This window comes from Algibacter marinivivus, assembly GCF_003143755.1.
Classification (GTDB): Bacteria; Bacteroidota; Bacteroidia; order Flavobacteriales; family Flavobacteriaceae; genus Algibacter_B; species Algibacter_B marinivivus.
On the sequence record NZ_QFRI01000001.1, the window covers coordinates 724,031 to 746,904 of the forward strand.

A 22,874-nucleotide genomic window follows, 5' to 3' on the forward strand; every position below is an offset into this window, starting at 1 on the left:
GTTTAATTTGCAGTAAATTATTCTACGTAAAATAATCATGGGAGAAAAAAAACGTAAAGAAGCCTCTAAACCAACTTTTGTATTTGGTAAGAAAAACTACAAATTCATGTTTATTGGATTAGCTATTATTGCACTTGGCTTTATTTTAATGGCTGGTGGCGGTAGTGACGACCCAAATGTTTTTAATCCTGAAATTTTTCATTGGAGACGTATCCGACTTGCTCCAACTTTAATTCTTATAGGTTTTGGTATTCAGATTTATGCGATTTTATTAAATCCCTACAAGAAATAAAAATTCAAATTTAAACCTCGCTTTACTTTTTAATTACTCTATTTTAATACTTTTGCGCTATGGAGATTATAGATGCGATTATTTTAGGTATTATTCAAGGACTTACAGAGTTTCTTCCTGTATCATCTAGTGGACATTTAGAATTAGGGAAAGCTCTTCTTGGAGACAACTCTTTACCAGAAGAAAGTTTGTTGTTTACTGTAGTGCTTCATTTTGCTACAGCACTTAGTACTATTGTTGTTTTTAGAAAAGATATTTTAGACCTTATAAAAGGTGCATTAAAATTTAAATGGAATGAAGATTTACAATTTATTTCTAAAATTGCACTCTCCATGATTCCTGCAGCTTTTATAGGTTATACGTTTGAGTCTGAGTTTGCTGAATTATTCGGGAATAATATCAAACTAGTTGGTTTTATGCTAATTATTACAGCGCTTCTTCTTTACTTAGCTGATAAAGCAAAAAGTACTGAAAAAAAAGTGTCTTTTTCTAACGCATTAGTTATAGGCTTTGCACAAGCCATAGCTATGTTACCAGGAATTTCACGTTCTGGAGCTACCATTTCTACATCGGTTTTATTAGGTAATGACAAAACAAAAGCAGCACGTTTTTCTTTCTTAATGGTAGTGCCTTTAATTTTTGGAAAAATAGCTAAAGATGTTTTGAGTGGTGATTTATCCTATGACTCTGGAAACTTCACGGCATTATCTATTGGTTTTATTGCAGCATTTGTTTCTGGGATTTTTGCATGTACTTGGATGATTGCCCTTGTTAAGAAAAGCAAGCTTACCTATTTTGCCATTTATTGCGCTATTGTTGGTGTTATTGCCATAGTATTTTCATTATTAAACTAAAAAATGAAAACTGCCGAATATTATCAATCTGGACAGGTTTTACTAATAGACAAACCCCTTAATTGGACGTCATTTCAAGTGGTAAATAAATTGCGTTGGGAAATTCGTCAAGCCTTTAATATAAAAAAAATAAAAGTTGGTCATGCTGGCACATTAGACCCTTTAGCAACAGGTTTGTTAGTGATTTGTACTGGGAAAATGACCAAACAAATTGATACTTTTCAAGGACAAATAAAAGAATACACTGGCACTTTAGTTCTTGGAAGCACAACGCCATCTTTTGATTTAGAAACAGAAATTAATGAAACCTTCCCAACTGAACATATTTCTGAAGATTTAATTTATAAAGCCACAGCACAATTTATTGGTGAAATTCAACAATATCCGCCAGTATTTTCAGCACTAAAAAAAGACGGTAAACGATTATATGAATTTGCTAGAGCTGGCGAGACGGTAGAAATAAAACCGAGAACGGTAAGTATTTCAGAGTTTGAAATCACCAAAATAGTTGGACTTCATATCGATTTCAGAGTGGTTTGTAGCAAAGGTACTTATATACGTTCTTTAGCAAATGATTTTGGAAAAGCATTAAACTCTGGTGCGCATTTATCTGCTTTGAGGCGTACTAAAATTGGAGATTTTGATGTAAAAGACGCTTTATCGTTAGAAAGCTTTATAGAAAACTTGACTTCGGAATAATTGTTGATACTCTACTTGCTTCAAAACCTAACTGATAATGAAGCAAATTTGTCTTAGTATTTTTTTTATCTTTTGTACTACTAAAATTGTATTTTCTCAAACTGAGAAAGAAAAAATTAATGGTCTTTTTTATAAAGCATCCTTAGCTACTTCACTAAGAATTAATGAAGAATATCAAGCTTTTGATGATAGTGATGAGACTTTAATCAATCCGAGTGCACTTTACGTAAATAATACATTAGGGTATCAATTTGATATGCGTACCTCTATTGGGTTAAACTTAGGATATCAATGGCATTCTCAACAAGGTTTGCATTTTGCGCCAGTTTATTTAAGTATGCGTCATAATGTTATTGTAGATGATAGTAACATATTTGTTCGTGGTGGATATGGAACCCTTTTAGGTGTGAGTAAAGATTTTAAAAAAGGTAATATGTACACCTTGGGCTTGGGTACTCAAATCTATGGAGACAACTACCATAATTCTGTACTTATAGGAATCGATTTTACTAGAAAACGATTCGGTTATAGGACATTAGAAGGTCTATCAAGTGTCTCAATTTTCTTAGAATTAATGCTTTTTTAAACTTTTTAACGTATTTTGCCGTATATATTAATACGATTTGACATTTAAAAGAAACCGTATTGAGCCTCAATAATCAACATAAAGCCCTACTTATTACACTTCTAATTACTGGAACTGTAGTACTCTCTGTTTTTAACTTAAGCCTAAAAAAACAGAGCGATTTTGCGTCTGAAAGTTATTACGAAATTGAGCCGGAAAAAGAACTCACTGAAGAAGAAGTAAAAATTCTTGAAGCTTTAGAAAAACTTAATAATGCAAAAGCTGAAACTAACGATGCTTTTAATGAGAATCAACAAACCAAGCATTTTGCTCAAGCCTATAAAACGATAGCGCCTCCAGAAGATTATGTTCCAAAATCCTCTAATACTTCAGAAAACCAAATAGCAAGAAAGGCTTATGAAATACCTGAAGATTCAAAATTGAATCAAGAAGAACTTTCTAAGTTTAGTAAGGTTAATGATTTGTTGAAAAAACAACAATCTGAAGGCAATAATTCTAAAAGCTCAATCCGATTTTCATTAGCAAATAGAACAAAGGTTTTTATTCCAATTCCTGTCTACTTATGTGAAATTGATGGTAAAATTGTAGTGAATATTACTGTAAATTCTAACGGAAATGTAATTGATGCTTACGTAAACACCTCTTCAACTTCAAATAACGAATGTTTAATTGAACACGCTTTAGATTACGCTAAACAGTCTCAATTTAATCCGGATGCTTCAAAAGATAACCAGGTAGGTTCTATTACATTCTTTTTTATTGGCAAATAGGTTCTAATTCGCAAAGCATTTCAATAACATCTTCAATTATATTTTGTCCTTTATTTTTATTGTACCAATGCTGCAAATCTTCTTTAAATTCAGGTGTTAGTTTTCCATGTTTTGCTTTATATCTATTAACATAACTTGTAGCTTCACTTGGTCTTGGTCCATAGGTATTTAAAACCTCTCCCGTTTCATCATCAATCATTATAACTTTAGCAATAGCCCTTCCGCCATTAGTTAAAAACATATCCATTAATTCAGGATTTTCATCACGAAGCACCACTTTAATATCAATATTAGCATTCAAATCTGCTATTTTATTGAGAGCAGGCATAACATGTGCAGCATCACCACACCAACTTTCGGTTATAATCAACCAGGTCATTTTTCTATTAAATTCAACTATTTTTTGTTGAGCATATTCTGAAATTTTTATGGTTTTACCCCAACGCTTCATTCTTCTATCGTTTAACTTAGTATAATTCGCTAAAGCTTCCGTTTTTTCCAATCCTGAATTAGAGTTTTCTTCTGCTAATTGTTTTACTAAAGCTATATACTCTTGATAAGTGAAACTTTTTTCAATACTTTGTTTTATAATAGAATTCATAATAACCTTTTTTTGGAACAAATCTTCTGGCAAAAATAATATTCGGAGATTTTAATTAAGATGATATTTGTCATACTTTTACTTTAAACCTTACAAATGCTTATTTTGGACTTTTAAATAATTTAGTTAGAACATGAAAAAACACAGATGTGGTTGGTGTGAAGGCGATGATTTATATGAAAGTTATCATGATAATGAATGGGGAATACCTGTTTACGATGATGAAACTCTTTTTGAATTTTTAATTTTAGAAACCTTTCAAGCTGGTTTAAGTTGGATTACTGTTTTACGCAAACGTGAAAACTTCAGAAAAGCTTTTGATGATTTCGATTATAAAAAAATAGCCAATTACCAACAAGATAAAATTGATAACCTATTACTTGATGCTGGTATTATTAGAAATAAACTAAAAATAAATGCAACGGTTAGTAACGCCCAAGCTTTTATGAAAGTACAGGAAGAGTTTGGTAGTTTTAGTAAATACATTTGGGATTTTGTTGATGGAAAACCTATTAAAAATAGTTTAAAAAACTACAAAGATGCTCCAGCAAACACGCCACTTAGCGATACTATTAGTAAAGATTTAAAAAAAAGAGGGTTTAAGTTTGTAGGCTCAACAGTTGTTTATGCTCATATGCAGGCAACTGGAATGGTTAACGATCATGAGATTGGGTGTTTTAGATATAATGAGGTTTAAGGAGTTTGTTTTTCATTATAAATATTTCAAAAACTCATCCCTAGGTATTTCTTCTGCACCTAAGCTTTCCAAATGATTAGTATACACTTGGCAATCAATAAGCTTATAATTTGTGTTTTGAATAAATGATATAAAGCCAACCTTACTAGCATTACTTTCTTTAGTAAACATACTTTCACCACAAAATACACCATTACCTAAATCAACTCCATATAACCCTGCAACTAGATTATTCCCATTCCAAACCTCAACAGATTTAGCATAACCTAATTCGTAAAGGTTAATATAAGCTTCAATCATACTATTAGTAATCCATGTACTTTCTTGTCCATTCCTTTTTTTAAAGGCACATTCTGAAATAACTGCTCTAAAATCTTTATTTATTGTAACCTTATAATCTTTATTTCTTAAAACCTGCTTCATACTTTTCGATACTTTAAGTTTATTAGGAAATAAAACAAAACGTGGATCTGGAGACCACCATAAAATAGGCTCATCAATTTCAAACCAAGGAAAAATTCCTGTTTTATAGGCTAGCAACAAACGTTCAATAGATAAATCCCCTCCAACTGCTAATAACCCCTCAGGAGTAGCTCTATTTACATCAGGAAACCAAATATCTTCGTTTAAATACTGCATACTTTATAAATATAAAAAACCTCAATGTTTTAAAAACAAAGAGGTTAGAATTATAAGATTCCCGCTTCCGCGGGAATGACAAATCGTTTAATTAAAAAGGTAAATCGTCGTGATCTTCTTCTTTTAAATCTCCTGCTGGTTCAAAGGCATCTGCTGGAGGTACAGGCGGCACATTCCCTTCTGTAGCTTCATTTTGTAATGCTTCAATTCTCCATCCTTGAATAGAGTTGAAATATTTAGTTTCACCTTGAGGGTTTACCCACTCTCTACCACGTAAGTTAATATTTATTTTAACTTGCTGTCCCGCTTGGTAATTGTTTAATAAATCCGTTTTATCTTGAACAAACTCCACCATTATGTGCTGTGGGTATTGCTCTTCTGTTGTTACTACAATTTCTCTTTTTCTAAACCCATTACTTCCAAAAGTTTGAGTTTCTCCAATCATTTTAATTCTTCCTTGAACTTCCATTTTTATATATAATTATTAAATATTCGTCTAATTTATAATTGTTACGATAACAATATTTTCCAAGCACTTTCTACATCTCCAAAACTAAGATAGTTTTGTGCTAGTTTATGTTTTTCTCTGTGTGTTGCTGTTTTAATATTCGGATAACGCTCTCCAACTTCTTCCACAAAAGCATTAACACTTTCAGTAGATGGTAGCTCTTCAATATTACCTAGCACACCTAAATTATTCCCAGTTAAAATCATGCTGTTTTTAACGTGGTCTGGGAAACTATCTACACCAATACCTAATGTTGAAAGTGGTTTTGGTATTTCAAAAAATCCATCTTTAGCACGACTATAATAGCTTCCTCCAGCTCTAGCTACTAAATCTATTTTCTTTTGGTCTATAGCTTCATTTTCATCCAAAACATCTTCGTCAATATGCAATTTTACAACTTCACATATAATCAAATTTCCTGCACCACCTTCAGTTCCTAACTTAATAATATCGTTTACCTTACACTCAAATTGCACAGGAGCTTCTCCAACTCTAAATGGCTTTACAACATCAGATTTTAGCATCGTTAAGCCTGCTTTTTCAAACTCATTAACATCCTTAGGATATTCTGAACTACTTAATGACATTTGATGTACCATATCATAATTCACGACATTAATCACTACTTCTTTTGTTGCTTCAGCATTCTCCAAAGTATGTTTTGTAGTGTTATTTCTAACACGTCTAGCTGGAGAAAAAATCATGATTGGAGGGTTAGCACTAAACACATTAAAAAAACTAAATGGCGATAAATTTGGATTCCCATCAACATCAACAGTACTAGCAAAAGCTATTGGTCTTGGTGCCACAGCACTTAACAAATAACCATGTAATTTACTGGTTGGTAAGCTTTTTGGGTCAATTGACAGCATTTATTTTTTTAATTTCAACAAAACTAATCAAAAAAAAGCTTAAAACTTAAACTAGTTTTCAACATTAGTTTACCACTATCAACAATTTAATAATATTGACTATCAGAGGAGATGTAACTAATATGATGTTCAACTAAAAATGATTTACTAACAACTTGAGCAATAATATTAACAGATTTGCATTATATTACATGTTAATTAATTTTTTCAATGATTTTTACAAAACATAGCAATGCATTCCGTTGGATAATTATCATAGTATCGTTTGCTATAGTCTCTTTGATTTTATGGAAAACCTATGAGTTTTTTCAACATTTTAAAGTCGAAGAGCGTACCAAAATGGAAAATTGGTCTTTTGCTCAAACAGATTTGTTAAAAAACGATGATCTTACTGGTAATATTGGAGAACTACCGTTAAAAGTAATTACTAGTAACAGAACTACACCAATGATTAAGGTAAATACTGATGGTAGTTATGATTACAATAATATTAATGAAGAAAAAATTAAGGACTCTTTATATGTTCAGAAGTTAATTTTGCAATTTAAAAAAGAAAACACTCCAATAGAAGTTAAATTTAATGGAAAACTTTACTCAACTATATACTATGGCAACTCCCCTTTATTAAACAAATTAAAATATTATCCACTAGCACTAATACTCATAGTTGTGCTTTTTGGTGCCGTAATTTTCTTCTTCTATAGTAGTAACAAAAATGCGACTCAGAATAAATTATGGTCTGGTATGGCAAAAGAAACTGCGCATCAAATTGGTACGCCTTTGTCATCTTTAATTGGTTGGACAGAATTATTAAAAACCGAAAATGTAAACCCTGACTATATTTCTGAAATAGAAAAAGATGTTAACCGTTTAAACACCATTGCAGAACGTTTTAGTAAAATAGGATCTTTACCAACTCTTGAAAAAGCTGATATTATAAAGGAAACTATCAATTCTTATGATTACTTAAAAACCAGATCTTCAAAACTTATTGATTTTGATATTATAATCCCTAAAGGTGAAATTCCCGTAAATCTAAATAAGCAGTTGTATAGTTGGACTATTGAAAATTTAGTAAAAAATGCTATAGATGCCATGAAAGGGAGAGGTAAACTTACCGTTGAAATATCTCAACTTGAAAATGATGTTAAAGTTAATGTAACAGATACAGGAAAAGGAATTTCTAAAAAGAATTTCAATAAAATTTTCGAGCCTGGTTTCACAACAAAGAAACGAGGTTGGGGTTTAGGTTTATCTCTAACAAAACGTATAATTGAAGATTTTCATAACGGAAAAATTAAAGTTTTACAATCTGAAAAAGAAAAAGGTAGTACTATACAAATTAGTTTAAAACGCGCTAACTAAATATTAAAATTTATGGCTGAAAAATTAATTGATATTAAAGAGGTTACTCTAAATAACAATTGCCCTGAATGTTATAGTAAAGAAGGTTTGCGTTTAACTTTTAGGCAAAAAATTAAAGAAACAAAACTTTATAAATCCATTACCTCTGAAATAAGCCATGAAATTGTGTGTAATACCTGCGAATCAATAATTTATCCCGTACAATGGACCGATGATATAGATCGTGTTTTTGAATATCAGAAAAAAGCTTTTACACCAAAAAAACCTTCAACTTTCCTTAAAAAAACATCATGGATTATTATTTCTGGGGTAATCATTCTGGTAGCAATAATACTAAGCGCTGTATTCTATTTAAACCTATAAATACGATTTAATAGTTTCTGCTAAAACCTCAAAATCTTCAGAAGATAGTTTAGTTTTTTGTATAAATCGAGCATCATCCATAGACTGTAAGGGAATTAAATGCACATGAGCATGAGGCACTTCTAAACCAATAACACTTACTCCAATGCGCTTACAAGGCACAGCTTTTTTTAAAGCTAGAGCCACAGTTCTTGAAAACTGCATCAGTTTTACATAAGTAGTTTCATCTAAATCAAAAATTTTGTCAACTTCTTTTTTGGGAATACACAAAGTATGCCCTTTTGTATTAGGATTTACGTCAAGAAATGCTAGAAAATCTTCAGTTTCTGCAACCTTGTAACAGGATAATTCTCCGTTGACTATTTTTGTAAAAATGGACGCCATAATTATCTGGAAATTTCAATGATGTCAAATTTCATCACACCATTTGGCACTTGTATTTCTGCAACATCACCAACTGATTTACCAAGTAAACCTTTCCCTATAGGAGAATTTACAGAAATTTTACCTGAAGCTAAATCAGCCTCACCATCAGCAACCAAAGTATAATTCATTTCCATACCATTGGTTTGATTTTTTATTTTCACCTTAGAAAGCACTAATATCTTAGAATTATCTAATTGAGATTCGTCTATAACACGAGCACCAGCCAAAGCATCTTCTAATTTAGAAATGCGCATTTCTAACATCCCCTGAGCCTCTTTGGCTGCATCATATTCGGCATTTTCACTTAAATCTCCTTTATCTCTAGCTTCAGCTATAGCTCTTGAAGCCTTAACGCGCTCTACATCTTTAAGCTGTCTTAACTCAGCTCTTAGTTTTTTTAATCCTTCAGGTGTATAGTATGATACTTTACTCATAACTTCATCGTTTACTTATTAAAAAGATGCTGACTAAGTTCAGCAAATAAAAAAATCCCGCTTACACGAGATTGTACAACAAATATACAAAATATTTAAAACAGATAATCTATAATAAGCGTCTTTGTTAAACACAATTTGGTTTAATTTTTAAATACGCACTTTACTTTTTATTGTAAATTGCATTTCAATTTTTTTGGTCTATGAAATCTTTATTCAGCTTATTATTATTTATTCTTTTAGTGTCTTGTAGCGGCAATTCTAATAATGACGAAAACTGTCGCTTTTTACTTGATATTGGAGTAAATCGTCAAATAGACCTTAATTTATTTCCTTTCACAGAACTTCTATTTCCTGGCAACTCTGTTTATGTACCTAATGAAGGGAATGGTGGAATTATAATTGCTACAACCACTGGAAACGACTTTTATGCTTGGGATGCTGCAGACCCTAATCACCAACAAAGTAGTTGCTCTGTATTGGATCCAGAAGGGCTTTTTGCAACTTGCGGTTGTGAAGATGCTAATCAATATGAATTGGTTAACGGAACAGCAGTAGGAGAAAACGATTTAAGGTGCGCTTTAAAAAATTATCGTGTTCAGCAATCTGGAAATACGCTTTTAGTCTTTAATTAAATATAAATTATTTGGGCGTTACCCAAGGGTCGGGCTTTCACTACTCAATCCCTCCTTCGTCGGGGATTTCAAACATGTCGTTCAATCCCTAACGCGGGCAAGCCGGCAAAAGCCTGTATTCAACCCATGCTGTTTTTTATAAAAAACCTGTCAAGCTTAAAAACCTGACAGGTTTGAAAATGCTTAAAACTTCAGAGTTGCTCCAACCAAAAAGTTTGTTGTTGCTTGCGGGTAGTAACCAGCAAAATAACCTGTAGTGGTTCCAGTAGGGCTTGTGTTGTCATCAAAATCAAACGACCCAAAATAACCGTTAGATACATATTTCTTGTTAAAAATATTATTTACCAATCCAGATAACACAATAGATTTAAACAGTTTATTAGGTTTTATTTCATAATTAATATTAAAATCGTTTACAAAATAGCTTTCTAGTATTGATTCTTTGTTATCAGTATTTCCCATAAACTGTTCACCAACATACTTACTTAATAAAGACAATTGTAAACGCTCCGCAGGAAAGAAATTAAGGGCATTACCAATAACTAATTCAGGCGAAAATGAAATATTAGTATTTCCTAAATCAACAACTTCTCCATTTATTGAAGATGAGAAATCTTGATTTTTATTACTACTTAAAGCAATATTCGTTGATGTACTAAATACTTTTGAAAATTGAATATTAGCATCAATTTCTAAACCTAATCTATAACTCTTACCACTTGTAGCTCTTATTGGGCTTCCCACATCATCCAACTCACCTGTTAACACCAATTGGTTTTGGTAAAACATATAATAGATATTTGTATTTACGCTAGCTTTTTTACTATTGTAGCGCCAACCCAATTCAATATCATTAAGCGTTTCATTTTCGGTAACACCACCTTCAAAATCATCACGATTTGGCTCTCTATTTGCTCTAGCAAAAGAGGCATAAAAACTATTAAAATCGCAATGTTTATAGGTTAAACCAATTTTAGGGTTAAAAAAACTAAAGTTAGCATCTGTAACAAACTCTGTTAAATTAGAATTTATACCGTTAGTTTTATAGCTCACAAATCTACCTTGTAAATCAACAAACCCAGTAACTTTTTCAGCTAATTTAAACGTTGCTTTTGAAAATATACTAAAATCATTTTTCGTAGCATCTCCTTCATAATAACGGTCTCTAATGTTAGTATTTGGTGCTAAATCACTACCCCAAATAACTTCTCCAAAATGATCCCCATCATAAGAGCTATAAGACAACCCAGAGATAATCTCTAAAGTATTTTGCTTATAAGTTACGTTAGCATTAAGTACATAAAAATTGTTGTCTAACCATCGTCTAACTATAACATCAGAATCATCTTCAATTAAATTATCAAAATCTGCAGCTGATTCTTCTGGCTTGTACTGTTCAAAATAACCTTTTCCTTTTGTATAATTTAAACCTAAGTTAGTAGACCAATTATTATTTAAACGCTCATTCCAATGCAATTGATAATGGTCTTGCCAATAATTATCTGTTTCATTTTCATAAGTATATGGATTTTGACGACGATCTTCCTTTAATTGATCTGCCGTTAATCCAAACCAAGACTGATACGTTCTTTCAACATTACCAAACGTTAAAGCTTTAATTAATGTATTATCATCTTTATAAATTCCTTGAAGAAAATATGATTTTAAGTCTGTAAACGCTCTATCAACATAACCATCAGAATCAATTTTTGAAAAACGTCCTGAAATTTCAAAATGGTCGTTTAACAATCCTGTACTTAATTTTACAGTATGCTTTCTTGTTCCGAAACTACCAAAGCTGTTTGCAATTTCTCCTGAAGCCTCTTCAGAAAAAGCATCAGTTAATAAATTCAAACTAGCACCAAAAGCACCCGAGCCATTGGTTGATGTCCCAACACCACGTTGTAATTGTAAGCTTTCAGTTGAGGAAGCAAAATCTCCTAAATTCACCCAAAATGTCCCTTGACTTTCGGGGTCGTTATACGGAATTCCGTTGATAGTAACATTTACTCGTGTAGCATCTGTACCACGAACTCTAATCCCTGTATAACCAACTCCTGCACCAGCATCACTAGTTGTAACGACAGATGGTAAAAAGTTTAACAATACTGGAATGTCTTGCCCTAAATTACGTTTAGCTAATTCTTCTTTAGAAACGTTTGAGTGTGTAATTGGAGAATCGGCATCTACACGAACCGCTTTAACTAAAACTTCGTCTAGTTTTTCTGTTTTAGTTGAATCTTGTACTTTTTGATTTTGTTGTGCATGAGCACTGACTGACAACACTAAGAGTGTTAAAAAAAGAAAAATGTTTTTCATTACGATTATGCTTATAATCGAATAAAAAGAGGTAATTATTCTTAGTTATTAATAAATTAAATTTTGAGCGTTCAACTTGTACAAAATCATATTGTTAACTTTAATATTCATTAAATCTTTAATATTAAACAAATTAAGATTTAGAAATAAAAACCAACATTGATGACCTTATCGCACTCGCTAAAAATGTCCAGTGGACATTTTCTTTACGCTCGCTTCCTAAACAGCATTACCTGTTCTAGGTTCAATGGGTATGATCTCAGCCGATAATAGGCACCCCTTTTTTGAGAACGCTGCAAATGTAAGAACGAATTACTAAACACGAATTATAAATCTTAGATTTTTTTAATCTATATCTGGTTTTTTTCTGTTTGCCTTTTTATCAGAATGTATACGTTTGTTTTTTAGCCGTTTTCTAATAACAGCTTTTGGTACTTTAGTTGGCTTTCTCTTTTTTGGAACAATCAAAGATGCTTTTATCAACTCCAAAAATCGATCAATTATAATTACTTTGTTTTTATGTTGACTTCTACTTTCTCCGCATTGTAAAATCAATACACCATCTTTTGTTAATCTAGTTTGAAGCTTCTCTAGAAGGCGTTCTCTTTGTTCATCATCAAACACTAAAGATTGTCTCAAATTAAAAGTGAGTTCAACTTTTGAAGAGACTTTATTAACATGCTGTCCGCCACTACCAGAACTTCTAATAGCTTTAAAAGATAATTCTTGTAATATGGCCTCTTCATCAAACATTAAGAAACTTGATGTACAGGTTTTAGTAAGTCGTTTACTGTTTTAACAGGATTAAAAGTATCTAGTGGTACTTCAACAAAAATAGAGTTCCAATACGCCATACTACCATTCCATAAACCAGGAAGTTCAAGAGCTTGAATATCTACTCCATTTTGAGTTTTTGTAGTTATAAAAGCTGCTTCAGGATCAACAAACTGGGTTAAATCAAACTTCTCTCCTTTATAATTTTTAACACCACAAACTAAGTCTGTTGGATTAAAATGTGTTGCTTTATAAACAATGCCTTGTTGATCTCTTTTACCAAAATTAATTTGAGCAAATTCTACAATCTGAAGTGATATATTCCCATCATTGTCTTTAACCCAAAATGGTCCTCCTCCAGGTTCTCCTTGGTTTTTAACCATTCCGCAAACACGAATAGGTCTGTTAAGCTTTTGTTTTAAATATTCTGTTTTTTCTTCAAACGAAAATCCTTCAAAGTCAACACTAATAGGAACATTTAATCTGTAACGTAAAAACAAAGCCATCACTTTAAAGTCAGTATCGTCTAAATTACCTTCGTCTAACTTTTTCAAATATAAAAAGACTTTTTCTTGAGCTTCAATCAGAACACCTGCTAATAATTTTTTGTAATTAGAAACGGCAATGTTTCTGTCAGAAACCACAATATTATCTATGTTTTTTATGAAGATTATATCGTTATTTAAATCATTTAAATTCTCTAAAAGCGCACCATGTCCTGCGGGTCTGAATAAAATTGAACCATCTTCATTTCTAAACACTTTGTCTTTCAATGTTAAAGCAACCGTTTCAGTAGCTTCTTTTTGATAGGAATAGGATACATTAAACTTTGTATTAGTACTGCTTTCTAATTCCTCTCTTACAGCACTTAATTCCTTTTTAAAATACAAATGGTGCTTTTCTGAAACTGTAAAATGCAGATTTGATTTACCATTTGAAGAGGCATATAATGTTGATTCAAATAAATGCTCTTCATAAGCTGTTTTTACTTGTTCAGTATATTTGTGAAATGGTAATAATCCTTTTGGTAGAAAACTATAATTTAAACCATTTTGATCGAGCATTGTTTTTACAAACTGCACTTGTTTTTCTCCTTCGGGTAAATTTTCAAAATCTGGGTTGCTCTTTTGAATGGTTGATATAACAGCATCATAAAAAGGGAACTGCTCTAAGTTATTAAAAAAGATTTCTATTAAATTATCATTCTTTCGTTCTGCATATTTTTTAATACTTTCTTTTAAAGGTTTAAAGTTTTGTAAAAATTGAAATAGAAACTTAAACATTCGAGTTGCTGCACCCGAAGCTGGTACAAATTTAACTATAGATAATCCGTTTTGTCTGGTATCATATAAATCTATAAATTCTTGTGCCTCTTTATCATCATATTGCTCAATACCTTTCCCTTTGGTAGCTGCCGCCACCAAATCTGAGAAAGACATACCGTTTTTCAATCTTGATACTTGGGCGTTAACATCTGCTAAATCAATGCCTTTATTTTTAATTTGTTCTATATCTTTATCTGAAAACATCCTCTTTATTCTTTAGAATTTAATAGTTTATCAATATACTTTACCGCAGTTTCTAAACGAGTTTTTTTATCACCTTTTAATAGTACAAAAGGTCTTTTATATTTTATAAGTGCATCTTGAAAAGCATCAAACATTTCTTGTCTGTGCTCTGGTTTATCACGCAAATCATCAGCTTCCCAAGGCGTATCAATATAGGTCAAAAAATACAAATCGTATGTATTTTCTATAGCATACTTTTCAAGAATTGGGTCGCAACTTCCTAAATAATAAGCTTCAGAATATACTTTGGTTTCCAACAAATCCGTATCACAAATTAACACCGTATCTGTCTTTTGTGCTAATTCATTTTCTATTTTCATTTGACCCTCAGCTATAGGAAGTAAATCATCTGGCTCGCAAGTTTTACGTTCATTATTCCATTTATCTTGAAGATACTCACGCGCATACTCTGGCACCCAAACAGAATTATAATAACGTGCCAATTGTCTTGACAAGGTTGTTTTTCCAGTAGATTCGGGACCGAACAAAACTACTTTTAAGCAGTTTGCAGGTTGTTGCTTATATTTTTCTTCCATGCTAAATAGCCAAAAACGGCAATAAATGTAAATCCTAAATATTGTAAACTTGTAAATGTAAATCCTTTATAAAAGTATAGAGGTACAGAAATAATGTTTCCTATAATCCAGAAAATCCAATTTTCAAGTTTTCGTCTTGCCATAAGCCACATACCTACAAAAAATATAGCTGTAGTTATGGTATCTACATAAGCAACCCAACTCGTCCATTTATCAAAACTTTGGTAAACTAAGTAAACAAATAATAGTGTTACTAAAAATATGGCTATACTTATCCTTTTTTCGTTGAATGTTGTTGTTGAAATTGGTGTAACCTGGAAATTGTCAACTTTTTTCGTCCAAATATACCATCCGTAAATACTCATTATAAAGTAATACCCATTAATCATCATATCACCTAACAACTCCCATTTAAGCAATAAGTACACAAAAATAATTGTACTTACCATACCCGTTGGAAATACTAGCACTTTATTTTGTTTTGAAAACCAAACCGATAGAAAACCAAAAATCACAGCAACTATCTCTAGAATAATATCTGTGGTTTCATATGCGGCATATTGCCCAAAGAAAAAATCAAAAATGGGGTTCATAATTGCTTCTATTTGTTTTTACAAGCTTCATTGTTAATACACAAATCTCTTGATTTTCAAATGAATTTTTAATTGTTTCATTCAGAAAAGGCATCAACTCATCATAATTACCAAAAATTTGAGTACTCAAAGGGTTTTCTAAAACAGTAAATTTAGAATCTCGTAATGCTTTAATAAAATCTATAACATGTTTTTCAAAATCATCCTGTAGAGGAGAAAGGGTTAAATCTACTGATATTTCCATTTTTTTATCTTTAATTCATAAATTTAATGAGATACTGAAATACATTCAGCATGACAAATTACTCTCGCAAATTGTCAAAAAATGATTCATCTTCTTCAAAAGCAGTACCTATTACAACTAAATCTGCGCCAGCATTATAAGCATTATCTAATTCAACCTTACTTCTAATACCGCCGCCAACTATCAAAGGTATATCCAATTCTTGCTTAACGTAACTAATGATTTTTTGAGTTAATGGCGTTTTAGCACCACTTCCAGCCTCCAAATATATAAGCTTCATACCTAATAACTGTCCTGCTTTTGCTGTATCAACTATAATCTGAATATTTTTTCTAGACAAAGGCTTAGTGTTTGTAACTTTCTCCACTGCAGTTATATTACCACTTTCAATTAAAACATAACCTGTAGGAAGTATTTCAAGTTGCGTTTTAGTAAGTTTAGATACAGCTTCAACGTGCTTCCCAATTAAATAATCTGGATGCCTCCCAGACAACAATGACAAAAATAATAGCGCATCTGCTTCACCAGTAATTTGAGTAATATCTCCAGGGAATAAAACAATAGGCAAATTTGTATGTTTCTTTATTTCAGACACAACATTATCTGTTGTACCTTCATCAACAATACTGCCTCCAACAAAAATATGAGTGACAATAGATTTGTTTACTTTATCTATAAAACGATGAGTGTTTTCAATTGAAAACTTATCAGGATCAATTAATACTGCTAATAACTTTTCGCCTTTACCAATGGTATCTTGTATGTTTTTATAAATAGAACCCATTTAAGCTATAGCGTAAGCACATGTAAATCCTTCAAACTGTAAAAAATGAATATTGTATCTAAATTTTTTCTCTTCATAATCAATCCAAGCTACGGTTTCTTCATCAGAAATTTCAAAAGGAATCACCAAACAATGCTGTTTAAAACTTAATCCTGGAGTTGCAAAAAGTTTATACAACGATTCTTTAACACACCAAATGGTGGTTAGTTTTTTCACATAATCTTTTGCAGCTTCATTTAAATAATCAAACTCATAATCAATAAATTTATGAGCTATAATAGAAATTTTATCTCGTTGCTTTTCAATATCAATTCCAACAATCAAATCACTTACAATTATCGAAGAGAAGTTGAAAGAATGAGTAATAGAAATGTGCTTCCCATCTTTTAAATGTGGCTTCCCGTTTTCATCATAAAATAAATCAGCATCAGTATATCCAAATTCATGTAGCAAATGACGAACGCTTAAAAATCCACGTTTGTGCAATTCACTTTTCATTCCTAAAACACGCTCTAAAGCAACCGGTTTCAAATCAACTTTAGCCATTAAATCATCGTAAGATTCTGTAATCTTCCAGATTTTAACAGTAGTTTGTGAATTTGGAGTAATAGTTTTATATAAAGGCATTTAGTATTCTAAAAGTTAATAGTTATCTTTGCACCGCCTAAGGCAAATTAAAGAATTTGATTAGCGAATTTAACCAAATTAAGTACTAATCACAATCAAGTTTAGGTTTTAAATAAAAAGAAAAATTACTATGAGTACAAAAACAATTCCTTACGTAGCTAGCAAAGTAAAAGACATCTCTCTTGCAGATTGGGGGCGAAAAGAAATAGAATTAGCCGAAGCTGAAATGCCAGGTTTAATGAGTCTTCGTGAAGAATATAAAAACGAGCAACCTTTAAAAGGGGCACGTATTGCAGGATGTTTACACATGACTATCCAAACTGCTGTGTTAATTGAAACATTACAAGCTTTAGGTGCAGAAGTAACTTGGAGTTCTTGTAATATATTCTCAACACAAGATCAAGCTGCTGCTGCAATAGCTGCTGCTGGAACGTCTGTTTACGCTTGGAAAGACATGACTGAAGAAGAATTTGATTGGTGTATTGAACAAACTCTATTTTTTGGAGAAGACAGACAACCATTAAATATGATTCTTGATGATGGTGGAGATTTAACCAACATGGTTTTAGACAAATACCCAGAATTAGCTGCAGGAATTAACGGTTTATCTGAAGAAACAACAACAGGTGTTCACAGATTATATGAGCGTGTAAAAAACGGAACATTACCAATGCCTGCTATTAACGTTAACGATTCTGTAACAAAATCTAAATTCGATAATAAATACGGATGTAAAGAATCAGCTGTTGATGCAATCAGAAGAGCTACAGATATTATGTTAGCCGGTAAACGCGTAACTGTTTGTGGTTATGGCGATGTTGGAAAAGGTACTGCAGCTTCTTTCAAGGGTGCTGGAAGTATTGTAACTGTTACAGAAATCGATCCTATTTGTGCGCTTCAAGCTGCAATGGATGGTTTTGAAGTTAAAAAACTAGAAACTGTTATTGGCAACACAGATATTGTAATTACAACTACAGGAAATAAAGATATCGTACAAGGACGTCATTTTGAAGCTTTAAAAGACAAAGCTATTGTTTGTAATATTGGGCATTTTGATAACGAAATTGATATGGCTTGGTTAAACAAAAATCACGGGCATACAAAAAACACTATCAAGCCTCAAGTAGATAAATACACAGTAAATGGTAAAGATATCATTATACTTGCCGAAGGGCGTTTAGTAAACTTAGGTTGTGCAACAGGTCACCCAAGTTTTGTAATGAGTAACTCGTTTACAAACCAAACTTTAGCACAAATAGAGCTTTGGAATAATGCAGATGCTTACAAAAACGAAGTGTACATGCTTCCAAAAGCATTAGATGAAAAGGTAGCAAAATTACACTTAGCTAAAATTGGTGTAGAACTTACAGAGCTTCGAGAGGATCAAGCAAGTTACATTGGTGTAACTGTTAATGGACCTTATAAGCCAGAGCACTACAGATATTAATAATTTTCATTCCTGAGAAGACAGGAATCTCATAAATTAAAACTAAAAAATAAGATCCCAAGCAGTAATGTTTGGGATTTTTCATTAAATTTAACAAGCTATTAATTTAAATCTCTAACTAATGCTTCTTAATTCCAAAAGAAGAGTTTTGTCTATTTTACTCTTTGTCTTAATTCAACTTAATATCAATTCAATTTTTTGTCAATCCAAAGATTGCTCAGATTATTTGAAATGGTTTAAGACAGTCGAAAATGAATTTGATAATAATATTCCTAACAAATTTATTTATAACGACCGTTTGAAACGAAGAATAATTTCGAATATGTTCTCTGATAAATTTTTTATGGCAGTTTCTGATAAGACTTTTGACGAACTAACTCCAAAAAAACGTATAGCTTATAACAAAAGACTTAATAAGTGTATTTCCAAGGATCCAAATAATCCAAGCTACACTAAATTAGGAAAATTTGCATCTGGAACTTTTATGAATAAATATTATAGTTTAGGGAAAAATGGAGCTCGTGATTTAAGAAATATAAGAATTCAATATTCTAAAGATTTAAATGAATATAAAAACAACCATCAGTTATCACTCCAAGAAGTATACAATATCAACGGTCGTAAAAAAAAGGATTATATTAAACTGACATCAAGTGAATACTCAGAAATCGAAAAAGAATTTAAAATTGCTCATAAAAGAGCTGCCGAAAAAGAATTGAACAAAAAGCTAGATGTGATATTAGCCATGAATAACTCAATGAATACATTGTCTAAAGCAGATTACTTTCTTCGGTCTAATAGCAATATTTCCTCTAAGGTTGATTATCGTGTTAAAGGCGAGATACAAAATAAATTAAACCAGAAAAAGGAAACCGTTTTAAAAGTACTTTTGGATGAGGAACGAGCGGATTACAACAATAATGTAAGTTTGCAATCCGATCCTTTAGCCTTTAAAAATTATATAAAGCAAAAGGAACAAAAGTATAATAATTATGCAAATTCTACTAGTGTTCGGGCTTTCATGGATAATCTAGGAGAATATAGATATAACTACCTTATTAAGCATAAGGATAACTTTATATCTGAGGTAGAGGCAACCAAAAACAAGAATGAAATAAAAATTGTAGAAGAGAAATATTTATATGGCACAGACAGAAGAGACACCAAATTATTTTTCAACTTAATAAAAAATCAAGAAGCCCGTTTAGCCTTATTAAAAAAACAAGCCGAAGAACTTCAAAAACAAAAAGAGGCCGAAGAACTAAGAGCTATGATGTCTGAAACTACAGAAACTGGAGAACCTACAAGTCTACAAATGCTATGGGCTTTACAGTATCAGGTATCCCTAAAAAATAGAAAATTTGAAAAAAATGATAAGAATACAGAGTATAACGAAACTGATAATATTCTTTCAATGATAGTTAAACTTCAAAATAATGTCAATAAAGGAGCAAGATTAAAAATCACCTATTTCAAAAAATTTTCGTGCTCTAAATCCAACAAACCAGGTTTTATATGTGACTATGCTATTGACAGAAAAGTATCAGGTGGCATATTAGAAAATGATTTTTATAAGACATTATTGAATAATTCAGAAGATAATGACTATGCGGATATAGAAACTTCTAGATTTTCAAAAGTTGGAGATATATGGAAGTTGGTTGAAAAATTATGAGAGCATATTTTTATATAATCAAAAATTTAATTCTTTTAATCAATCCACCAAATCCTCTTCAAAATACCACCACAAACTAGAATCTATAGACTGTTTCATTTTATTAATATCTGCATCATCCTTTAGAAACACGGTTATATTTTCTTTAACTCGGTTCTGACCTATACTTTCCCTAATCTCTATCTCTTCAATTTCATTAAAGTGCTCCAAATGCTTTTTAATCCTGGCATCTAACGACTCATCACTTAAAAAAATCTTAATAGTTGGTTGCGTTGGGGAGTTTCTAATTTCAGATCTAAATGGTAGCATAATTAATCAATTTTAAGTAAAACAAAACATTAATTACAAAACGTAACAGCTTAAAGTTAAGAATTTAATTAATATCTTTTAAAATAATTTTAAAAAATGGAACATCACCGTATAGAAATCCTGAACAATCTTTTATCTCAAATAGAAGAAAATATACCTAATAAGGCACTTAAAAATGATGCCATCTCAAAAGCTACAATTGGTTGGCAGTTAGATCATAGTTTAAAAGTAATAAATAGTGTTGTAAAAACAATGCAAACTTCAAACCCATCAAGTTATAAAAATAACTTCAAGTTTTTAGGACATATATTTTTAGGGCTTGGTTATTTCCCAAGAGGAAAAGCTAGAGCTCCAAAATATGTAAAACCTCCAGAAAATATTATAAGAGAAGATTTAGTAAAACAACTTAACGAGGCAAAAAATAATATAAAAATTATTGAAAGCTTAGATCAAAACGCTTATTTCAAACATCCGCTTTTTGGTAATATTAATAAATCTAGGGTAATCAAGTTTTTAAAAACGCATACCCATCATCATTTAAAAATAGTGAATGATATTTTGAAGCAATAAAAAAACCCTTTCTGTTTCCAGAAAGGGTTTTAAAATTTTAAGAAAATTATTTCTTAAGCCTCAAAAGGCTCAATAGAAACGTAAGATCTGTTATCTTTTTTCTTAGTAAATTTCACAAGACCATCAACTTTAGCGTGTAAAGTATGATCTTTTCCTTGGTATACGTTTTCACCTGGGTGATGTGTATTACCACGTTGTCTTAATATAATGTTTCCAGCAATAGCAGCTTGTCCACCAAAAATCTTAACACCTAAGCGTTTCGATTCTGATTCTCTACCATTCTTAGAACTACCTACTCCTTTTTTATGAGCCATTGTCTTAAGTTTTTATATTGTTAAACTTAGCGGTTAGCAATTAAGCTTTCCCACCATCTAATTCGTCTTGCCATTTTTTAAGCTCATCCCACTTACCATCAGCAGCTAATTTAGCTTGTGCTGGCCAAGTATCAGTAACGTGATTTCCACGAACACCTGCGATGATTTCAGATATTGCAGCTGGTTTAGCTTTAGCTAAATCTGCGAAAGTTGCGATTCCTGCTTCTACTAAAGTTGATGCTATTTTTGGTCCAATACCTTCGATTTTCTTTAAATCATCAGCTTTTCCTGTTGCTTTTTTAGCAGCTGGTTTAGCTTCGGCTTTTGGTGCAGCAGCTTTTGCTTTTGGTTCTGCTTTTTTAGTTTCCTTCTTTGGAGCTGCTTTTTCAGCCTTAGCTGGTTTTGCTCCTTTTGCTACAATGCTCTCAATTACAATTTCAGTTAAAGATTGTCTGTGTCCATTCTTAACACGGTAACCTTTACGTCTTTTCTTCTTGAAAACTATAACTTTATCACCTTTAAGGTGCTTTAAGACTTTTGCACTTACTTGTGCTCCGCCTATAGCTGGGGCGCCTACAGTTACTTTGTCACCATCACCTAAAAGAAGTACATTATCGAAAGAAACTTTCTTACCTTCTTCAGTTTGTAAACGGTTAACAAAAACTTTTTGGTCTTTTTCAACTTTAAATTGATGCCCTGCTATCTCTACAATTGCGTACATAGCGTAACGTTTTTATTAATTAATTTGTTTAAAATTACCTTGCCAATTTTGGTAAGGCGGGTGCAAATATACTGCTAATTAATTAATTTACAAACGTTTTATTTGTTTTGAGTAAGATTATTACTCTTTTTAAAAAGTTGCATTACCGTAAGTGATGAGACAACTGCTGTAGCAAGCCCCATTACTGAAACTACAAAGATTACCATACCAATATCAGCATTAAAACCGCCTTTCATTTTTTGCAGTAATTCTGGTAAAAATTCAGCATTTATTTCCGTAGCATAAAATAAAAAGAAAATAGTGAATAGCATGGTTGCTACAAAACCTGTTATTATTCCTGTTTTAAAACCTTCACCATAAGAAAAGCTATCAGGATTCTCAAATTTCCTTAAACGAATAGCTTCATAAATTCCAAAACCTGTTATTAGTGCATTTACAAAACTAAATGCAGGATTTGTATGCTTATCCACCAATGATAATACTAGAAAATAGGCTATTAATACGGCGCTGGTTACTATTCCAAAACGAATGGGAAGTGATAAATTTTTCATATTTGGTTAGGATTAATTCACTTAAATTTCGTGAAAATTCCTGAATAAAAATAATTTTACAATGAAAAATTGTGTTTTAACCTACTGAATTTCAATACTAT

Annotated in this window: 30 protein-coding genes; 12 read left to right on the forward strand and 18 right to left on the reverse strand. The window is 31.5% G+C overall.

The genetic code is table 11. From position 1 onward, the window contains the following. The first annotated feature begins 37 nt into the window (after positions 1-37). Genes DIS18_RS03455 through DIS18_RS03475 form a run of 5 tightly spaced genes read left to right on the forward strand, consistent with a single transcriptional unit; the run spans position 38 to position 3,201 of the window. A complete protein-coding gene (locus tag DIS18_RS03455) occupies positions 38-292 on the forward strand; it encodes a DUF3098 domain-containing protein (protein ID WP_109351632.1) in 255 nt (84 codons plus the stop codon). Between the two features lie 59 nt (positions 293-351). Continuing rightward, positions 352-1,146: an undecaprenyl-diphosphate phosphatase gene (locus DIS18_RS03460; protein WP_109351633.1), complete on the forward strand. Its 795-nt coding sequence runs from the start codon at positions 352-354 to the stop codon at positions 1,144-1,146. A gap of 3 nt (positions 1,147-1,149) precedes the next feature. Further along, positions 1,150-1,845, forward strand: a complete 696-nt coding sequence (truB, locus tag DIS18_RS03465; protein WP_109351634.1) for a tRNA pseudouridine(55) synthase TruB — start codon at positions 1,150-1,152, stop codon at positions 1,843-1,845. A 37-nt stretch (positions 1,846-1,882) separates the two neighbouring features. Next, entirely contained in the window at positions 1,883-2,431 is a 549-nt protein-coding gene (locus tag DIS18_RS03470) for a hypothetical protein (protein WP_109351635.1), read from the forward strand. Positions 2,432-2,490: 59 nt separating this feature from the next. Then, positions 2,491-3,201, forward strand: coding sequence for a TonB family protein (locus DIS18_RS03475; RefSeq protein WP_245925566.1), 711 nt, complete (start codon positions 2,491-2,493; stop codon positions 3,199-3,201). On the opposite strand, the gene DIS18_RS03480 is transcribed toward DIS18_RS03475, so the two are convergent. Beyond that, positions 3,188-3,802: a thioredoxin family protein gene (locus DIS18_RS03480; RefSeq protein WP_109351636.1), complete on the reverse strand. Its 615-nt coding sequence runs from the start codon at positions 3,800-3,802 to the stop codon at positions 3,188-3,190. The genes DIS18_RS03475 and DIS18_RS03480 overlap by 14 nt on opposite strands. A gap of 133 nt (positions 3,803-3,935) precedes the next feature. On the opposite strand from DIS18_RS03480, the gene DIS18_RS03485 reads away from it, so the two are divergent. After that, positions 3,936-4,499, forward strand: a complete 564-nt coding sequence (locus DIS18_RS03485; protein ID WP_109351637.1) for a DNA-3-methyladenine glycosylase I — start codon at positions 3,936-3,938, stop codon at positions 4,497-4,499. A gap of 15 nt (positions 4,500-4,514) precedes the next feature. Here the strand turns inward: DIS18_RS03485 and aat are convergent, their stop codons facing one another. From aat to DIS18_RS03500, 3 genes are all read right to left on the reverse strand, one after another. Next, positions 4,515-5,138 (reverse strand): leucyl/phenylalanyl-tRNA--protein transferase, encoded by a 624-nt coding sequence (gene aat / locus DIS18_RS03490; protein ID WP_109351638.1) that lies wholly within the window; start codon positions 5,136-5,138, stop codon positions 4,515-4,517. A gap of 91 nt (positions 5,139-5,229) precedes the next feature. After that, a complete protein-coding gene (locus DIS18_RS03495) occupies positions 5,230-5,607 on the reverse strand; it encodes a DUF3127 domain-containing protein (RefSeq protein WP_109351639.1) in 378 nt (125 codons plus the stop codon). A gap of 41 nt (positions 5,608-5,648) precedes the next feature. Further along, the gene (locus tag DIS18_RS03500; protein ID WP_109351640.1) at positions 5,649-6,518 is read right to left on the reverse strand and encodes a flavin reductase family protein; all 870 of its coding nucleotides are present in this window, start codon (positions 6,516-6,518) and stop codon (positions 5,649-5,651) included. Positions 6,519-6,728: 210 nt separating this feature from the next. Between DIS18_RS03500 and DIS18_RS03505 the strand changes: the two genes are divergently transcribed. Beyond that, positions 6,729-7,883 carry a sensor histidine kinase gene (locus DIS18_RS03505; RefSeq protein ID WP_109351641.1) on the forward strand — a complete coding sequence of 385 codons (1,155 nt, stop codon included), beginning with the start codon at positions 6,729-6,731 and terminating at the stop codon, positions 7,881-7,883. A gap of 12 nt (positions 7,884-7,895) precedes the next feature. Then, complete coding sequence (locus DIS18_RS03510; protein WP_109351642.1) at positions 7,896-8,246, forward strand: hypothetical protein; 351 nt, start codon at positions 7,896-7,898, stop codon at positions 8,244-8,246. On the opposite strand, the gene DIS18_RS03515 is transcribed toward DIS18_RS03510, so the two are convergent. Together DIS18_RS03515 and greA are read right to left on the reverse strand one after the other, a co-directional pair. Continuing rightward, on the reverse strand, positions 8,241-8,630 hold the full coding sequence (locus DIS18_RS03515; protein WP_109351643.1) for an HIT family protein: 390 nt from the start codon (positions 8,628-8,630) through the stop codon (positions 8,241-8,243). The two genes, DIS18_RS03510 and DIS18_RS03515, sit on opposite strands and share 6 nt — an antisense overlap. A 2-nt stretch (positions 8,631-8,632) precedes the next feature. Continuing rightward, positions 8,633-9,106: a transcription elongation factor GreA gene (greA, locus tag DIS18_RS03520; RefSeq protein WP_109351644.1), complete on the reverse strand. Its 474-nt coding sequence runs from the start codon at positions 9,104-9,106 to the stop codon at positions 8,633-8,635. Between the two features lie 203 nt (positions 9,107-9,309). Here greA and DIS18_RS03525 point away from each other — a divergent pair, with 203 nt between their 5' ends. Continuing rightward, on the forward strand, positions 9,310-9,741 hold the full coding sequence (locus tag DIS18_RS03525; RefSeq protein ID WP_109351645.1) for a Rieske (2Fe-2S) protein: 432 nt from the start codon (positions 9,310-9,312) through the stop codon (positions 9,739-9,741). A gap of 183 nt (positions 9,742-9,924) precedes the next feature. Here DIS18_RS03525 and DIS18_RS03530 read toward each other — a convergent pair whose 3' ends face one another. The 8 genes from DIS18_RS03530 to DIS18_RS03565 form a co-directional block, all read right to left on the reverse strand. Next, the gene (locus DIS18_RS03530) at positions 9,925-12,060 is read right to left on the reverse strand and encodes a TonB-dependent receptor (protein WP_109351646.1); all 2,136 of its coding nucleotides are present in this window, start codon (positions 12,058-12,060) and stop codon (positions 9,925-9,927) included. 345 nt (positions 12,061-12,405) lie between these two features. Continuing rightward, positions 12,406-12,813, reverse strand: a complete 408-nt coding sequence (gene arfB, locus DIS18_RS03535; RefSeq protein WP_109351647.1) for an alternative ribosome rescue aminoacyl-tRNA hydrolase ArfB — start codon at positions 12,811-12,813, stop codon at positions 12,406-12,408. After that, positions 12,813-14,363: a DUF4301 family protein gene (locus tag DIS18_RS03540; RefSeq protein WP_109351648.1), complete on the reverse strand. Its 1,551-nt coding sequence runs from the start codon at positions 14,361-14,363 to the stop codon at positions 12,813-12,815. The genes arfB and DIS18_RS03540 overlap by 1 nt, the downstream gene beginning before the upstream one ends. 5 nt (positions 14,364-14,368) lie before the next feature. Beyond that, the gene (locus DIS18_RS03545) at positions 14,369-14,938 is read right to left on the reverse strand and encodes an AAA family ATPase (RefSeq protein ID WP_109351649.1); all 570 of its coding nucleotides are present in this window, start codon (positions 14,936-14,938) and stop codon (positions 14,369-14,371) included. Then, the gene (gene pnuC, locus DIS18_RS03550) at positions 14,899-15,531 is read right to left on the reverse strand and encodes a nicotinamide riboside transporter PnuC (protein WP_109351650.1); all 633 of its coding nucleotides are present in this window, start codon (positions 15,529-15,531) and stop codon (positions 14,899-14,901) included. The genes DIS18_RS03545 and pnuC overlap by 40 nt, the downstream gene beginning before the upstream one ends. After that, positions 15,515-15,775 carry a hypothetical protein gene (locus DIS18_RS03555; RefSeq protein ID WP_109351651.1) on the reverse strand — a complete coding sequence of 87 codons (261 nt, stop codon included), beginning with the start codon at positions 15,773-15,775 and terminating at the stop codon, positions 15,515-15,517. Before DIS18_RS03555 ends, pnuC begins: the two co-directional genes overlap by 17 nt. Positions 15,776-15,833: 58 nt before the next feature. Beyond that, positions 15,834-16,559 carry a phosphoglycerol geranylgeranyltransferase gene (locus DIS18_RS03560; protein WP_109351652.1) on the reverse strand — a complete coding sequence of 242 codons (726 nt, stop codon included), beginning with the start codon at positions 16,557-16,559 and terminating at the stop codon, positions 15,834-15,836. Further along, entirely contained in the window at positions 16,560-17,186 is a 627-nt protein-coding gene (locus DIS18_RS03565; protein WP_109351653.1) for a 4'-phosphopantetheinyl transferase family protein, read from the reverse strand. A gap of 130 nt (positions 17,187-17,316) precedes the next feature. On the opposite strand from DIS18_RS03565, the gene ahcY reads away from it, so the two are divergent. Together ahcY and DIS18_RS03575 are read left to right on the forward strand one after the other, a co-directional pair. Further along, a complete protein-coding gene (gene ahcY / locus DIS18_RS03570) occupies positions 17,317-18,633 on the forward strand; it encodes an adenosylhomocysteinase (protein WP_109351654.1) in 1,317 nt (438 codons plus the stop codon). A 226-nt stretch (positions 18,634-18,859) separates the two neighbouring features. Beyond that, the gene (locus DIS18_RS03575; RefSeq protein WP_109351655.1) at positions 18,860-20,308 is read left to right on the forward strand and encodes a hypothetical protein; all 1,449 of its coding nucleotides are present in this window, start codon (positions 18,860-18,862) and stop codon (positions 20,306-20,308) included. Between the two features lie 39 nt (positions 20,309-20,347). Here the strand turns inward: DIS18_RS03575 and DIS18_RS03580 are convergent, their stop codons facing one another. Next, the gene (locus DIS18_RS03580) at positions 20,348-20,617 is read right to left on the reverse strand and encodes a hypothetical protein (RefSeq protein ID WP_109351656.1); all 270 of its coding nucleotides are present in this window, start codon (positions 20,615-20,617) and stop codon (positions 20,348-20,350) included. A gap of 96 nt (positions 20,618-20,713) precedes the next feature. Here DIS18_RS03580 and DIS18_RS03585 point away from each other — a divergent pair, with 96 nt between their 5' ends. Continuing rightward, positions 20,714-21,187: a DUF1569 domain-containing protein gene (locus DIS18_RS03585; RefSeq protein WP_109351657.1), complete on the forward strand. Its 474-nt coding sequence runs from the start codon at positions 20,714-20,716 to the stop codon at positions 21,185-21,187. Between the two features lie 53 nt (positions 21,188-21,240). On the opposite strand, the gene rpmA is transcribed toward DIS18_RS03585, so the two are convergent. The 3 genes from rpmA to DIS18_RS03600 all read right to left on the reverse strand — a co-directional run bounded on the left by rpmA (position 21,241) and on the right by DIS18_RS03600 (position 22,773). Continuing rightward, positions 21,241-21,501, reverse strand: coding sequence for a 50S ribosomal protein L27 (gene rpmA / locus DIS18_RS03590; protein WP_087492431.1), 261 nt, complete (start codon positions 21,499-21,501; stop codon positions 21,241-21,243). Positions 21,502-21,541: 40 nt separating this feature from the next. After that, entirely contained in the window at positions 21,542-22,222 is a 681-nt protein-coding gene (rplU, locus tag DIS18_RS03595; RefSeq protein ID WP_109351658.1) for a 50S ribosomal protein L21, read from the reverse strand. Between the two features lie 98 nt (positions 22,223-22,320). Then, positions 22,321-22,773 carry a DUF4199 domain-containing protein gene (locus DIS18_RS03600; RefSeq protein ID WP_109351659.1) on the reverse strand — a complete coding sequence of 151 codons (453 nt, stop codon included), beginning with the start codon at positions 22,771-22,773 and terminating at the stop codon, positions 22,321-22,323. Positions 22,774-22,874 lie beyond the last annotated feature (101 nt).

What these genes read in the sequence shown, in the direction of transcription:
- DIS18_RS03455 (WP_109351632.1), top strand. Translation starts at nt 38, where the DNA reads ATGGGAGAAAAAAAACGTAAAGAAGCCTCTAAACCAACTTTTGTATTT.
- DIS18_RS03460 (WP_109351633.1), top strand. Translation starts at nt 352, where the DNA reads ATGGAGATTATAGATGCGATTATTTTAGGTATTATTCAAGGACTTACA.
- truB (WP_109351634.1), top strand. Translation starts at nt 1,150, where the DNA reads ATGAAAACTGCCGAATATTATCAATCTGGACAGGTTTTACTAATAGAC.
- DIS18_RS03470 (WP_109351635.1), top strand. Translation starts at nt 1,883, where the DNA reads ATGAAGCAAATTTGTCTTAGTATTTTTTTTATCTTTTGTACTACTAAA.
- DIS18_RS03480 (WP_109351636.1), bottom strand. Translation starts at nt 3,802, where the DNA reads ATGAATTCTATTATAAAACAAAGTATTGAAAAAAGTTTCACTTATCAA.
- DIS18_RS03485 (WP_109351637.1), top strand. Translation starts at nt 3,936, where the DNA reads ATGAAAAAACACAGATGTGGTTGGTGTGAAGGCGATGATTTATATGAA.
- aat (WP_109351638.1), bottom strand. Translation starts at nt 5,138, where the DNA reads ATGCAGTATTTAAACGAAGATATTTGGTTTCCTGATGTAAATAGAGCT.
- DIS18_RS03495 (WP_109351639.1), bottom strand. Translation starts at nt 5,607, where the DNA reads ATGGAAGTTCAAGGAAGAATTAAAATGATTGGAGAAACTCAAACTTTT.
- DIS18_RS03500 (WP_109351640.1), bottom strand. Translation starts at nt 6,518, where the DNA reads ATGCTGTCAATTGACCCAAAAAGCTTACCAACCAGTAAATTACATGGT.
- DIS18_RS03505 (WP_109351641.1), top strand. Translation starts at nt 6,729, where the DNA reads ATGATTTTTACAAAACATAGCAATGCATTCCGTTGGATAATTATCATA.
- DIS18_RS03510 (WP_109351642.1), top strand. Translation starts at nt 7,896, where the DNA reads ATGGCTGAAAAATTAATTGATATTAAAGAGGTTACTCTAAATAACAAT.
- DIS18_RS03515 (WP_109351643.1), bottom strand. Translation starts at nt 8,630, where the DNA reads ATGGCGTCCATTTTTACAAAAATAGTCAACGGAGAATTATCCTGTTAC.
- greA (WP_109351644.1), bottom strand. Translation starts at nt 9,106, where the DNA reads ATGAGTAAAGTATCATACTATACACCTGAAGGATTAAAAAAACTAAGA.
- DIS18_RS03525 (WP_109351645.1), top strand. Translation starts at nt 9,310, where the DNA reads ATGAAATCTTTATTCAGCTTATTATTATTTATTCTTTTAGTGTCTTGT.
- DIS18_RS03530 (WP_109351646.1), bottom strand. Translation starts at nt 12,060, where the DNA reads ATGAAAAACATTTTTCTTTTTTTAACACTCTTAGTGTTGTCAGTCAGT.
- arfB (WP_109351647.1), bottom strand. Translation starts at nt 12,813, where the DNA reads ATGTTTGATGAAGAGGCCATATTACAAGAATTATCTTTTAAAGCTATT.
- DIS18_RS03540 (WP_109351648.1), bottom strand. Translation starts at nt 14,363, where the DNA reads ATGTTTTCAGATAAAGATATAGAACAAATTAAAAATAAAGGCATTGAT.
- DIS18_RS03545 (WP_109351649.1), bottom strand. Translation starts at nt 14,938, where the DNA reads ATGGAAGAAAAATATAAGCAACAACCTGCAAACTGCTTAAAAGTAGTT.
- pnuC (WP_109351650.1), bottom strand. Translation starts at nt 15,531, where the DNA reads ATGAACCCCATTTTTGATTTTTTCTTTGGGCAATATGCCGCATATGAA.
- DIS18_RS03555 (WP_109351651.1), bottom strand. Translation starts at nt 15,775, where the DNA reads ATGGAAATATCAGTAGATTTAACCCTTTCTCCTCTACAGGATGATTTT.
- DIS18_RS03560 (WP_109351652.1), bottom strand. Translation starts at nt 16,559, where the DNA reads ATGGGTTCTATTTATAAAAACATACAAGATACCATTGGTAAAGGCGAA.
- DIS18_RS03565 (WP_109351653.1), bottom strand. Translation starts at nt 17,186, where the DNA reads ATGCCTTTATATAAAACTATTACTCCAAATTCACAAACTACTGTTAAA.
- ahcY (WP_109351654.1), top strand. Translation starts at nt 17,317, where the DNA reads ATGAGTACAAAAACAATTCCTTACGTAGCTAGCAAAGTAAAAGACATC.
- DIS18_RS03580 (WP_109351656.1), bottom strand. Translation starts at nt 20,617, where the DNA reads ATGCTACCATTTAGATCTGAAATTAGAAACTCCCCAACGCAACCAACT.
- DIS18_RS03585 (WP_109351657.1), top strand. Translation starts at nt 20,714, where the DNA reads ATGGAACATCACCGTATAGAAATCCTGAACAATCTTTTATCTCAAATA.
- rpmA (WP_087492431.1), bottom strand. Translation starts at nt 21,501, where the DNA reads ATGGCTCATAAAAAAGGAGTAGGTAGTTCTAAGAATGGTAGAGAATCA.
- rplU (WP_109351658.1), bottom strand. Translation starts at nt 22,222, where the DNA reads ATGTACGCAATTGTAGAGATAGCAGGGCATCAATTTAAAGTTGAAAAA.
- DIS18_RS03600 (WP_109351659.1), bottom strand. Translation starts at nt 22,773, where the DNA reads ATGAAAAATTTATCACTTCCCATTCGTTTTGGAATAGTAACCAGCGCC.